Genomic DNA, 11621 nt, shown 5'->3' with positions numbered 1-11621 from the left:
GACGCCGCGCACTTAGAAGCCTTCGATCGATTCGCCGTTCCAACGCAGCCGGGCAGGCCGGCCACAACGTTACTCTATACTAGATCGTGCCGATGCAACGTGGCCCGTCACAACATTTGGTTCGATAATTCAACGCTTTCTCCGCCTGCCGCCGGGTTCCATCAGGCGCTTTCCGGTTGTGTTCCCGTGCCGCACATTGATCTATCTCATCACGCTGGGCGATTTCACCTCTAAGACGTGCATGGAAGCAATGTTTGGAGAGGCGGGATGACGTTCGCCACTGTCATGGTGAGCTTGGCGCTCAACCAGCCGAATGAAGCCCGCCTTCAGGTCGCGAGCGATCTCGCGGGCCGGTTCGAAGCGGCCCTGATCGGCACGGCAGCCGCGGAATTCACCCCGCCGCTCTATTTCACCACCGGCGAGCAGGCTCAGGATCTGATCGAGCAGGGCGAGGCGGCGCTGCTGAAGCGACTGGCCGAGCTGGAGCAGCAGTTTCGCAGCGTCGTCGGCGACCGGGCTGCGCCATTGAGCTGGCGCAGCGCTCTGGATTTCCCCGCGCGCCACGCGCTGGCGCAGGTCCGCGCCGCCGACATTCTGGTCACCGGCACTGCGTCTCACGGCATCTCCGATGCCTTCGCGATCGCAAGCCCGAAGGACCTGGTCATGCAGGCCGGCCGGCCGCTGCTGGTGGTGCCGGACAATGCGGCCTGGCTCGATCTCTCGACCGTGCTCGTGGCCTGGAAGGAGACGCCGGAGGCGCGCCGCGCCGTGAGCGATGCGCTGCCGCTGCTCGCCAAGGCCACCGATGTCGTCGTGACCGAGATCCTGGAAAACGCCTCAGACTATGACGCCTGCGAGATGCGGCTGAATGACGTGATCGGATGGCTCGCGCGTCACGACATCGTCGCCTCGGCCCGCGTCGAGGAAGCGGGGCAGAGCCGCAGCGTCGCGGCCAAGCTCGACGCTGTTGCGGCCGACCTGGCGGCTGGCCTCGTTGTTGCAGGGGCCTATGGTCATTCGCGCTTCCGCGAGCTCGTGCTCGGCGGCGTTACCGAACATCTGCTGACCCGCACTGAGCGCTGCGTGCTGCTGTCGCACTGAGATTCAACTCCGAGAACAGGATTGCCGCCTTGTACAAATTTCTCGAGGACACCGCCGGCAGCTACATGACGCGGACCATCACGACCGTGAGCCGCGACACGACGATTCGCGAGCTCGGCGAGATGTTCGACCGCGACGATTTCAACACCTATCCCGTCGTCGAGAACGACGAGGTGATCGGCATCGTCACCAAGTTCGACGTGCTGAAGTGCTTTGCCTTCACGCCGAATCAGATGCTGCCGCGCTACAGCGATCTGATGAACCGGACGGTCGCCGACGTCATGACGTCCGAGTTCATCTATGTCAGGCCGGATACCAAGCTCACGCGCGTGCTGCAGCTGATGGTCGAGCATCGCATCCGCAGCCTTCCCGTGACCGATGGCGCCAGCCGGCTGGTCGGGATCCTCGCCCGCGAGGATATCGTGAGGGCGCTCGCGGCCGCGGCCAAGGACTGACGGTAACGCCGTCTCTCCGAAACTAATACGGAAGTCTAAGGCGACGTGATCCCGCATGCAGGTGCTGCGTGCGGGACGCGTCTGTTTGCGTGTATCGCGGCCGTGGCCGCCGAAGCCCGGTGGCGCAACATTGCGACGCTTTACTGGCGAACGGGTCGCAAGGTTGATTTCGATCAATTCCACGTGTGGACGATTATGGTTGCTGGTCTCGTGTTCTTTCAGCGAGATTCCGCATGAGCGCGTCCTCACCAACAAAATCCATGACCATCGGCGAAAGTGGCTTGACGCTTACTTTTGCCGTCACCGCCTTCTTGTGCGTCTTCGCTGCGGCGAAGGCACTGGATACGGCCTTCGCGTTCCACGCCTCGCTCGCGGCTGCCGCCAGCGCGGCGTCCGTCTTCTTCATCCTCAACCGCTACTTCGAGCGCGGCGAGCTTCCGCCGCAGGAGATCAACGGCCGGCCGAACTACAATCTCGGCCCGGTCAAGTTCTCCTCGTTCATGGCCATGTTCTGGGGCATCGCCGGCTTCACGGTCGGCCTCATCATCGCCTCGCAGCTGGCCTGGCCGGCGCTGAACTTCGATCTGCCCTGGACCAGCTTCGGCCGCCTGCGGCCGCTGCATACCTCGGCGGTGATCTTCGCCTTCGGCGGCAACGTGCTGCTGGCGACGTCGTTCTACGTCGTGCAGCGCACCTGCCGCACCAGGCTCGCTGGTGACCTCGCGCCCTGGTTCGTGGTGGTCGGCTACAACTTCTTCATCCTCATCGCGGGCACGGGCTATCTGCTCGGCGTCACCGAGGGCAAGGAGTATGCCGAGCCCGAGTGGTACTCCGATCTCTGGCTGACGATCGTCTGGGTAGTCTATCTGCTGGTCTTCCTGGTGACGCTCATCAAGCGCAAGGAGCCGCACATCTTCGTGGCGAACTGGTTCTACCTGGCCTTCATCGTCACGATCGCGGTGCTGCATCTCGGCAACAACCCGGCGCTTCCGGTGTCGGTCTTCGGCTCCAAGTCCTACGTGGCATGGGGCGGTGTGCAGGACGCGATGTTCCAGTGGTGGTATGGCCACAACGCGGTCGGCTTCTTCCTGACCGCCGGCTTCCTCGCCATCATGTACTACTTCATCCCGAAGCGGGCGGAGCGGCCGATCTATTCCTACCGGCTGTCGATCATCCACTTCTGGGCGCTGATCTTCCTCTACATCTGGGCCGGCCCGCACCACCTGCACTACACGGCGCTGCCGGACTGGACGCAGACCCTCGGCATGACCTTCTCGATCATGCTGTGGATGCCCTCCTGGGGCGGCATGATCAACGGCCTGATGACCTTGTCGGGTGCGTGGGACAAGCTGCGGACTGACCCGGTGCTGCGCATGCTGGTCGTCTCGGTCGCCTTCTACGGCATGTCGACCTTCGAAGGTCCGATGATGTCGATCAAGGTGGTCAACTCGCTCAGCCACTACACCGACTGGACCATCGGTCACGTGCACTCCGGTGCGCTCGGCTGGGTCGGCTTCGTGTCCTTCGGCGCGCTGTACTGCCTGGTGCCGTGGATCTGGAACCGCAAGGGTCTCTACAGCCTCAAGCTCGTGAACTGGCACTTCTGGACGGCCACGCTCGGCATCGTGCTCTACATCTCCGCGATGTGGGTCTCGGGCATCCTGCAGGGTCTGATGTGGCGGTCCTACACGGCGCTCGGCTTCCTCGAATACTCGTTCATCGAGACCGTCGAGGCGATGCACCCCTTCTACATCATCCGTGCCGCCGGTGGCGCGCTGTTCCTGATCGGCTCCCTCATCATGGCCTACAATCTCTGGATGACGGTCCGTGTCGGTGAGGAAGAAGTTCAGTCGCCCGTCGCCCTTCAGCCGGCGGAGTGAGGTATCCAACCATGTCATTCTGGCAACGACACCAAATCTTCGAGAAGAACTCGATCATCCTGATCGTCGGCATCCTGCTGATGATCGCGGTCGGCGGCCTCGTCGAGATCACTCCGCTCTTCTATCTGAAGAGCACGATCGAGGCGGTCGACGGCGTGCGTCCCTATACGCCGCTCGAACTGGCCGGCCGAAACATCTATGTCCGCGAGGGCTGCTACCTCTGCCACTCGCAGATGGTGCGTCCGCTGCGTGACGAAGTGGAGCGTTACGGCCACTTCTCGCTCGCCGCGGAGAGCATGTACGACCACCCGTTCCAATGGGGCTCCAAGCGCACGGGTCCGGACCTTGCCCGCGTCGGCAACAAGTACTCCGACGACTGGCACGTCACCCACCTGACCAACCCGCGCGCCATCGTTCCGCAGTCGATCATGCCCGGCTATCCCTTCCTGAAGGAGACCGAGGTGAACGTCGACAACGCCGCGGATCACCTGAAGACGTTGCGGGCGGTGGGCGTGCCCTACACCGACGACCAGATCGCCAACGCCGCCGCCGACTTGAAGGCGCAGGTCGATCCGGACAATGCCGGCGCGGAGGCGCTCACCAAGCGCTATCCAAAGGCGGTGGTGCGCAACTTCGATGGCAAGACGGGTGCGCCGACGGAAATGGATGCGCTGGTGGCCTACCTGCAGATGCTCGGCACGCTCGTCGACTTCAAGATCTACAACGAAAAAGCCAATCTGCGCTGAGATCGAGAGGCGAGCATCATGAAGCCCATCATTGCAGTCGAAAACATCGCGTCGTTACTCGTAACGACGCTGTGGACCCCGATCTTCGTCGCGATCTTCATCGCGATCGTGACCTACGCCCTCTGGCCTCGCAACAAGGCCGCTTTCGACCAGGCGGCAAGCATGCCGTTGCGGGAGGAGTAATTCAACATGGCTGACCATACCGAAGTCGACAGCGTCTCCGGCACCGCCACGACGGGCCATGCCTGGGACGGCATCAAGGAGCTCAACACCCCGCTGCCGCGGTGGTGGGTGATCACCTTCTACATCACCATCGTCTGGGCGATCGGCTACTGGATCGTGTATCCGGCCTGGCCGACCATCTCCAGCAACACGGCAGGCCTGTTCGGCTACTCGTCCCGTGCGGACGTCGCGGTCGAGCTCGCCAACCTCGAGAAGATCCGCGGCGCCAAGATGGCGGCGCTGGCCACCGCCTCGCTCGCCGACATCGAGAAGGATCCGGCGATGCTGGCCCTGGCGCGTGCCAAGGGCAAGACCGTGTTCGGCGACAATTGCGCCGCCTGCCACGGCACGGGTGCAGCCGGCGCCAAGGGCTTCCCGAACCTGAACGACGACGACTGGCTGTGGGGCGGCTCGCTGGAGCAGATCCAGCAGACCCTGCTGTACGGCGTGCGCTCGGGGCATCCCAAGACCCGTGAAGGCCAGATGCTCGCCTTCGGCAAGGATGGTATCCTGAAGCCGGCGGAGATCATCAACGTCGCCAACTACGTGCGGGAATTGGCAGGTCTGCCGACCCGGCAGGGCTATGACGCCAAGGCCGGCGCCAAGGTCTTCGCCGAGAACTGCGTGGCCTGCCATGGCGACAATGCCAAGGGCAATCCGGACGTCGGTGCACCGAACCTGACCGACAAGATCTGGCTGTACGGCTCCGACGAGGCGACCCTGATCGAGACCATCACCAATGGCCGCGCCGGTGTCATGCCGGCTTGGGAGGGCCGTCTCGACCCGACCACGATCAAGGCGATGGCGGTCTACGTCCACTCGCTGGGCGGAGGAAAGTAACGGAAATCCAACGGAACTTTCCTTTCAATTGAGCTGGATCAACTGAGCGGCCGGAGGTGGACATACCTTCGGCCGCAACTGCGAGAAGATACCCCCAGCCATGACCCGCCAGCCATGAACAAGACGGTCACACCCCAGGACCTCAAGTCTCGCGATCCGCAGCCGGTAGACGATTACGGTCCGCTGTATGCCGCGCACAAGAAGGTCTATCCGCAGAGCGTCACCGGCACCTTCCGCCGGATCAAATGGGGGCTGATGGGCTTCTGCCTCGGCGTCTACTACTTCCTGCCGTTCGTGCGCTGGAATCGCGGTCTCAGCGCGCCCGATCAGGCGGTGCTGATCGATTTTCCGAACCATCGTTTCTACTTCTTCTTCATCGAGCTGTGGCCGCAGGAAGTCTACTACTTCACCGGCCTGCTGATCATCGCCGCGATCGGCCTGTTCCTGATGAACGCGATCGGCGGCCGCATCTGGTGCGGCTATCTGTGTCCGCAGACGGTGTGGACCGATCTATTCTACGCGGTGGAGCGCCTGATCGAAGGCGATCGCCGGGAGCGCATGAAGAAGGACGCCTCCGGCGACCCGATGAAGCTGGAGCGGATCTCCGAGCTGGTGCTCAAGCATTCGATCTGGCTGATGATCGCCTGGTGGACCGGCGGCGCCTGGGTGCTGTATTTCAGCGACGCGCCGACCCTGGTGAAGGAGCTCGTCACCTTCCAGGGACCGATGCTCGCCTACATCTGGATCGCGATCCTGACCGCCACGACCTACACGCTCGCCGGCTTCATGCGCGAGCAGGTCTGCGTCTACATGTGCCCGTGGCCGCGCATCCAGGCGGCGCTCACCGACGAATGGGCGCTCAACGTCACCTATCGCTATGACCGCGGCGAGAACCGCATGTCGGTCAAGAAGGCGGCCGAGCTGCGCGCGCTGGGCCAGCCGGCTGGCGACTGCATCGACTGCAAGCAATGCGTGGCGGTGTGTCCCACCGGCATCGACATCCGCGACGGTTCGCAGATGGACTGCATCCAGTGCGGCCTGTGCATCGACGCCTGCGACACGGTCATGACCAAGATCGGCCGTCCGACGCGGCTGATCGGCTATGACAACGACATCAACATCCATCGCCGCCAGGAAGGCAAGGCGCCGGTCTACAAGCTGGTACGCGCGCGCACCGTCGCCTATGTCGCGATCATCGCGGTGGTCGGCGGCGCGATGGTCTACAAGCTCGCGACCCGCTCGCTGCTCGATGTCAGCGTGCTGCACGATCGCAATCCGATCGCGATCAAGCTGTCCGACGGCTCGATCCGCAACGCCTACACCGTGCGCGTCCTCAACAAGCACGGCTTCGATCGCGTCATCGCCATCGACATCGAGGGGCCGGTCAACTCCACCGTCCATGTCGTCGGCGCCGATTCGGTCACGCCCGATCGCCCGATGATCGTGATCGGGCGCGACCAGACCGAGGAACTGCGTCTCTTGGTGACCGCGCCCGAGGAGAACAATCCCGAGAAGTCGATCCCGGTGAAGTTCCACGTCACCGACATCGGCCTCGGCGTCGTCGCTTCCGCCACCGACAATTTCGTCAGCCCGTAAGCTCAAGGAGCCCGTCCATGGCCAGCCGTTCCAAGCCGTCCTTCCAGCTGACCGGACGGATGGTGCTCGCGATGCTCCTCGGCTTCTTCGGGCTGGTGATCGGCGTCAACGTCTACATGATGAAGATGGCGATCTCGACCTTGCCGGGCACCGACGTCGACAGCGCCTATAGCGCCAGCCTCGGCTACGAGAAGGAGATCGCGGCGGCGCGCGCCCAGGAGGCGCGGCGCTGGCAGGTCGAGGCGCATATCGAGCGCGGCGCCGGCGGCGCGGCGATCGTGCAGGTCAATGCCCGCGACGCCAGCGGCAATCCGGTGTCCGGCCTGACCTTCCAGGGCCGGCTCGAACGTCCCGCCGACAAGCGCGCCGACCAGGAGGTCGCGCTGGCCGAAATCGGCAGCGGCATCTATCGCGGCACGGCGGAAGCCATCGCTCCGGGCCAATGGGACCTCGTGCTCGAAGGCGATTCCAGCGGCCGGCGGCTGTTCATGTCCAAGAACCGCGTGCTGCTGAACTGAAGGACGTCCGATCATGCATGCGACGCGTGACTTCTCGCACTACATCAAGGATCTCGGCGCCGGCCTGCAGCATATCGACCTCGCGGTCGAAGGCGTCAGCTGCGCCGGCTGCATGGCCAAGATCGAGCGCGGCCTGTCGGCGCTGCCCGACGTGACCCTGGCGCGCGTCAACCTGACCGACCGCCGCGTCGCGCTGGAATGGAAGCAGGGCACGCTCGATCCGGCCAGATTCATCGATCGCCTCGCCGAGCTCGGCTACAAGGCCTATCCGTTCGAGAAGGCGAGCGCGGAGGCCACCGAGGCCGAGGAATCGCGCTTCCTGCTGCGCTGCCTCGGCGTCGCGGCGTTCGCGACCATGAACGTGATGATGCTGTCGATCCCGGTGTGGTCCGGCAATGTCAGCGACATGCTGCCCGAGCAGCGCGACTTCTTCCATTGGCTGTCGGCCGTGATCGCTCTGCCGGCCGTGGCCTATGCCGGCCAGCCGTTCTTCCGCTCGGCCTGGCGCGCGCTGAAAACCGGCAACGTCAACATGGACGTGCCGATCTGCATCGGCGTGACCCTGGCGCTGGGCATGTCGATCGTGGAAACCTTCCACCACGCCGAGCACGCCTATTTCGACGCTGCGATCATGCTGCTGACCTTCCTCCTGGTCGGCCGCTATCTCGACCAGAACATGCGGCGGCGGACGCGCGCCGTTGCGGGCAATCTCGCGGCGCTGAAGGCGGAGACCGCGACCAAGTTCATCGGCGCCGATGAGATCTCCGAAGTGCCGGTCGCGGCCGTGCGCGCCGGCGACCTCGTGCTGCTGCGCCCCGGCGAGCGCTGCGCCGTCGACGGCGTCGTGGTCGAGGGCCGCTCCGAGATCGACCAGAGCCTGATCACCGGCGAGACGCTGTACGTGCCGGCAGAGCAGGGCACCGCGGTCTATGCCGGCTCGCTCAACATCTCCGGCACCTTGCGCGTCCGCGTGTCCGCCGCGGCGGAAGGCACCTTGCTCGCCGAGATCACGCGCCTGCTCGACACCGCGCTGCAGGCCCGCTCGCGCTACATGCGGCTCGCCGACCGCGCCTCGCGGCTCTATGCGCCCGTCGTGCATGCGACCGCGGCGCTCACCGTGCTCGGCTGGGTGCTCGCCGGCGCGAGCTGGCACGATGCCATCGTCACCGGCATCGCGGTGCTGATCATCACCTGTCCCTGTGCGCTTGGCCTTGCCATTCCAACCGTGCAGACCGTCGCGTCGGGCGCGATGTTCAAGTCGGGCGTGCTGCTCAATGCCGGCGATGCCATCGAGCGTCTCGCCGAGGCCGATCACGTCATCTTCGACAAGACCGGCACGTTGACATTGCCGGAGCTGGAGGTCGTCAACGCCGCCGACATTCCGGCCGACGTGTTTGCCCTGGCCGGGCAGCTCGCGCTGTCGAGCCACCATCCGGTCGCGTCAGCCGTGGCGCAGGCGGCCCATGCGAAATCGCCGCTGATGGGCGCGACCGAGGAGCCGGGGCAGGGCGTCCGCGCCGTCGTCGACGGCGTCGAGATCAGGCTGGGACGTCCGGCCTTCTGCGGTGCCGAGGCGCTGGCGGCGCAGACGGCCAACCTCGATCCAGAAGCATCCGTGGTCGCCTTCAGCCGTGGCGATCAGAAGTATCTGTTCTCGGTGCGCCAGGGCCTCCGCCCCGATTCGGCGAGGATCGTCGCCGGGTTGCAGCGGCGCGGCATCAAGGTCGAGATCCTCTCCGGGGATCGCGAAGCCGCGGTAGCTGCCGCCGCAAAGGCGCTCGGCATCGGCGACTGGCGCGCTGCCGTCACGCCCGCCGACAAGATCGCGCGCATCGAGGAACTGAAGCGCGCGGGCGTCAAGGTGATGATGGTCGGCGACGGCATGAACGATGCGCCATCGCTTGCCGCCGCTCACGTCTCGATGTCGCCGATCTCGGCAGCGCATCTCAGCCAGGCCACCGCCGACCTCGTCTTCCTCGGCCGCCCGCTGGCGCCGGTGCTGGCGGCCGTCGACTATGCGCGCAAGGCGCTGCATCTGATGCGGCAGAACCTGTGGCTCGCGGTGATCTACAACGTGCTCGCGGTGCCGCTCGCCATCAGCGGCGTCGTCACGCCCCTGATCGCGGCGGCGGCGATGTCGGGTTCGTCGATCCTGGTGATGCTGAACGCGCTGCGCGCCCGCAAGGTCGCCGAGGAGACCGCGTCATGGAAGTGATGATCATCCTGGTGCCGCTTGCGCTGGCCCTTGGTCTTGCCGGCCTGGTCGGCTTCCTCTGGTCGCTGAAGAGCGGCCAGTACGAGGATCTCGAAGGCGCGGCGTGGCGGGCGATCGCCGATGACGACGAGGCACAACCGGTGGCTCAGCCGGAGCCCGCACCGAGCCGGTCCTGAGCGCCCGCCAGCGTCAGCCGGCCTGCCAGAACAGCGGCGATCGCCAGCGCAGCAGCCACGCCGGCAACGCAGGCGGTCCAGCCGAATTGGTCGAACAACTGGCCGAGCACGGCGGTGCCGACGATGCCGCCGGCGAAATAGCTGGCGAGATAGAGCCCGCTGGCGACGCCCTGATCATGGCTGGCGGCCTTGCCGACGAAGCCGGTGGTGACAGCCTGCGCAAAGAACGTCCCAGCGCCGACCAGCACCATGCCGGCCAGCACCGCCGCGAGCGATGAGGACAGCATCAGTGCGAGCCCCAGGGCAGCGGTCGCCAGCGATCCCCAGATCGCCGGCCTCATGCCGATCCGCGCCACGATCCTGCCGGCCAGCAGGGTGGTGACGATCGACGGCAGAAACACGACGTACACCAGCCCGATCTCCATCATGCCGAGCGACAGCGGCGGCTGCACCAGCACGAAATTCACGAAGGTGAAGGCGCCGATGAAGGCGAACAGCACGCAGAAGCCGACGCCAAAGGCGGCGCGCAGGCGGCTGTTACGCAAGTGGTCGAAGATCGCCGCGCTACGCAGCGCGTGGTTGGATCCGCCCGCCATGACGCCGCCTCTCATCGTGCTGCCGACCAGCAGGGCGCCGACGAAATTGAGCACCGCGAACACATAGAAGGTCCGCTCGAGACCGAGCGTGCTCGTCAGGCTGGCGGAGAGCAGGCGGCCGACGAGATTGCTAGCGACGTTGCCGGCAATGTAGGCCGCGAACGCACCGGCGGCGTCGGTCGCGCTGCACTGCTCGCCGAGATAGGCCAGAGTGAGGGCGAACGCCGAGGCCATGCACAGTCCCTGCAGGATGCGCAATCCTGCGAACACGGCGAGATTCGGCGCGCTCGCCAGCAGCGCCGTGAAGACCGTGAGCAGGCCCAGGCTACAGATGATGCCGATCCTGCGATCGATCAGCGGGCTGAGCAGGCCGGTTGCCAGGCTCGCGATCGCCATGCCGAGCGTGCAGGCGTTGACCGCGAGTCCCATCGCCGCGGGGCTGACCTGATAGTGCTTGATCAGGGCCGGCAGCATCGCCTGGGCCGCAAACAGATCGACCAGGCTGAAGAATGCGATCAGCCCGATCACCAGGGAGCGCCGGGCCATGGCGCGGGGAGGCGTGCCGTCGACGCGCATCGCGGCCGCGGCGGATACATTGGTCATTGCAAGTCTCCGGCTGTTCGTGGCAACGCTGTCACGCCGGATCGCCTGCGTGGGCGATCCGGACACGGCAGATGGACGCGCTCACATGTTGTGATCGTGCGGATCCTTGCGGACGTCGCCGACATAGAGAATGACGGTCTCCTTGCCGTCGTTCTTCCACCAATGCGACGTGCCGAACATCTCGGGCCTGATGTCGCCGGCCTTGTGCAGGATCGGCTCGGCGCAGTTGCTGGCGTATTCGTAGATCTCGCCCTGCTGCACGAAGATCAGCGCCGGCCGATCGTCATGGCTGTGCCACGGCACGATGCCGCCGGGCGCGATGGTCAGCTTGCGGAAGCGCAGCTCGCGGTCCTTGATGGCGGCGGGCTGCTTCTCCAGGTCGATGGCTCCGAGCGTGACGTCGGTAACGCCGACCGCCTTGACGTCGACCTTGTCGCGCACGCCGGCCTTCATCTTGTCGGCCGGACATTCGCCGGCGTGAGCAATGGACGACGCCATCAGGGTCGTTGCAATGGTCAGGGCGAAAGCCGCGCCGCTGCGGCTGATGCGTTGAGCTGCGATTGGCATGGACATGGGATGTCTCCTCTGGTGAACCGCGGCCGGCACCGAGCTGGCCTCGCGATGCGCAACCATCGGCGCACGGAGGCCATAACGGAAATGCGTCCTTCCTCTG

Annotated in this window: 12 protein-coding genes; 10 read left to right on the top strand and 2 right to left on the bottom strand. The window is 65.3% G+C overall.

The genetic code is table 11. The features are described from left to right. The first annotated feature begins 267 nt into the window (after window positions 1–267). From ACQR1I_RS23905 to ccoS, 10 genes are all read left to right on the top strand, one after another. Window positions 268–1101: a universal stress protein gene (locus tag ACQR1I_RS23905; RefSeq protein ID WP_434868164.1), complete on the top strand. Its 834-nt coding sequence runs from the start codon at window positions 268–270 to the stop codon at window positions 1099–1101. A gap of 29 nt (window positions 1102–1130) precedes the next feature. Continuing rightward, window positions 1131–1556: a CBS domain-containing protein gene (locus ACQR1I_RS23900; protein WP_434868165.1), complete on the top strand. Its 426-nt coding sequence runs from the start codon at window positions 1131–1133 to the stop codon at window positions 1554–1556. A 233-nt stretch (window positions 1557–1789) separates the two neighbouring features. Beyond that, the gene (gene ccoN / locus ACQR1I_RS23895; protein ID WP_434868166.1) at window positions 1790–3436 is read left to right on the top strand and encodes a cytochrome-c oxidase, cbb3-type subunit I; all 1647 of its coding nucleotides are present in this window, start codon (window positions 1790–1792) and stop codon (window positions 3434–3436) included. Between the two features lie 11 nt (window positions 3437–3447). After that, complete coding sequence (gene ccoO / locus ACQR1I_RS23890) at window positions 3448–4182, top strand: cytochrome-c oxidase, cbb3-type subunit II (protein ID WP_434868167.1); 735 nt, start codon at window positions 3448–3450, stop codon at window positions 4180–4182. An 18-nt stretch (window positions 4183–4200) separates the two neighbouring features. Further along, window positions 4201–4365, top strand: a complete 165-nt coding sequence (locus tag ACQR1I_RS23885) for a cbb3-type cytochrome oxidase subunit 3 (protein ID WP_434868168.1) — start codon at window positions 4201–4203, stop codon at window positions 4363–4365. A 6-nt stretch (window positions 4366–4371) separates the two neighbouring features. Then, on the top strand, window positions 4372–5244 hold the full coding sequence (gene ccoP, locus ACQR1I_RS23880; protein ID WP_434868169.1) for a cytochrome-c oxidase, cbb3-type subunit III: 873 nt from the start codon (window positions 4372–4374) through the stop codon (window positions 5242–5244). A gap of 114 nt (window positions 5245–5358) precedes the next feature. After that, window positions 5359–6840: a cytochrome c oxidase accessory protein CcoG gene (ccoG, locus tag ACQR1I_RS23875; RefSeq protein WP_434868170.1), complete on the top strand. Its 1482-nt coding sequence runs from the start codon at window positions 5359–5361 to the stop codon at window positions 6838–6840. Between the two features lie 17 nt (window positions 6841–6857). Beyond that, on the top strand, window positions 6858–7358 hold the full coding sequence (locus ACQR1I_RS23870) for a FixH family protein (RefSeq protein ID WP_434868171.1): 501 nt from the start codon (window positions 6858–6860) through the stop codon (window positions 7356–7358). A 13-nt stretch (window positions 7359–7371) separates the two neighbouring features. After that, on the top strand, window positions 7372–9573 hold the full coding sequence (locus tag ACQR1I_RS23865; protein ID WP_434868172.1) for a cation-translocating P-type ATPase: 2202 nt from the start codon (window positions 7372–7374) through the stop codon (window positions 9571–9573). Continuing rightward, a complete protein-coding gene (gene ccoS, locus ACQR1I_RS23860; RefSeq protein ID WP_434868173.1) occupies window positions 9564–9749 on the top strand; it encodes a cbb3-type cytochrome oxidase assembly protein CcoS in 186 nt (61 codons plus the stop codon). Before ACQR1I_RS23865 ends, ccoS begins: the two co-directional genes overlap by 10 nt. Here ccoS and ACQR1I_RS23855 read toward each other — a convergent pair. Both ACQR1I_RS23855 and ACQR1I_RS23850 read right to left on the bottom strand, forming a co-directional pair. Further along, the gene (locus ACQR1I_RS23855) at window positions 9719–10948 is read right to left on the bottom strand and encodes an MFS transporter (protein WP_434868174.1); all 1230 of its coding nucleotides are present in this window, start codon (window positions 10946–10948) and stop codon (window positions 9719–9721) included. The genes ccoS and ACQR1I_RS23855 overlap by 31 nt on opposite strands. An 81-nt stretch (window positions 10949–11029) precedes the next feature. Next, window positions 11030–11521, bottom strand: coding sequence for a cupin domain-containing protein (locus tag ACQR1I_RS23850; protein ID WP_434868175.1), 492 nt, complete (start codon window positions 11519–11521; stop codon window positions 11030–11032). Between the last annotated feature and the right edge of the window lie 100 nt (window positions 11522–11621).

This window comes from Bradyrhizobium sp. HKCCYLS2038 (assembly GCF_051167655.1).
Lineage (GTDB): Bacteria > Pseudomonadota > Alphaproteobacteria > Rhizobiales > Xanthobacteraceae > Bradyrhizobium.
The sequence above is the reverse complement of the archived record's forward strand: the minus strand, read 5'-3'. Positions and strand labels throughout refer to the sequence as shown.

Coding starts and splice junctions, on each gene's coding strand:
- ACQR1I_RS23870 (WP_434868171.1), top strand. CDS start 6,858: ATGGCCAGCCGTTCCAAGCCGTCCTTCCAGCTGACCGGACGGATGGTG.
- ACQR1I_RS23850 (WP_434868175.1), bottom strand. CDS start 11,521: ATGTCCATGCCAATCGCAGCTCAACGCATCAGCCGCAGCGGCGCGGCT.
- ccoN (WP_434868166.1), top strand. CDS start 1,790: ATGAGCGCGTCCTCACCAACAAAATCCATGACCATCGGCGAAAGTGGC.
- ccoO (WP_434868167.1), top strand. CDS start 3,448: ATGTCATTCTGGCAACGACACCAAATCTTCGAGAAGAACTCGATCATC.
- ACQR1I_RS23885 (WP_434868168.1), top strand. CDS start 4,201: ATGAAGCCCATCATTGCAGTCGAAAACATCGCGTCGTTACTCGTAACG.
- ccoP (WP_434868169.1), top strand. CDS start 4,372: ATGGCTGACCATACCGAAGTCGACAGCGTCTCCGGCACCGCCACGACG.
- ACQR1I_RS23855 (WP_434868174.1), bottom strand. CDS start 10,948: ATGACCAATGTATCCGCCGCGGCCGCGATGCGCGTCGACGGCACGCCT.
- ccoG (WP_434868170.1), top strand. CDS start 5,359: ATGAACAAGACGGTCACACCCCAGGACCTCAAGTCTCGCGATCCGCAG.
- ACQR1I_RS23905 (WP_434868164.1), top strand. CDS start 268: ATGACGTTCGCCACTGTCATGGTGAGCTTGGCGCTCAACCAGCCGAAT.
- ACQR1I_RS23865 (WP_434868172.1), top strand. CDS start 7,372: ATGCATGCGACGCGTGACTTCTCGCACTACATCAAGGATCTCGGCGCC.
- ccoS (WP_434868173.1), top strand. CDS start 9,564: ATGGAAGTGATGATCATCCTGGTGCCGCTTGCGCTGGCCCTTGGTCTT.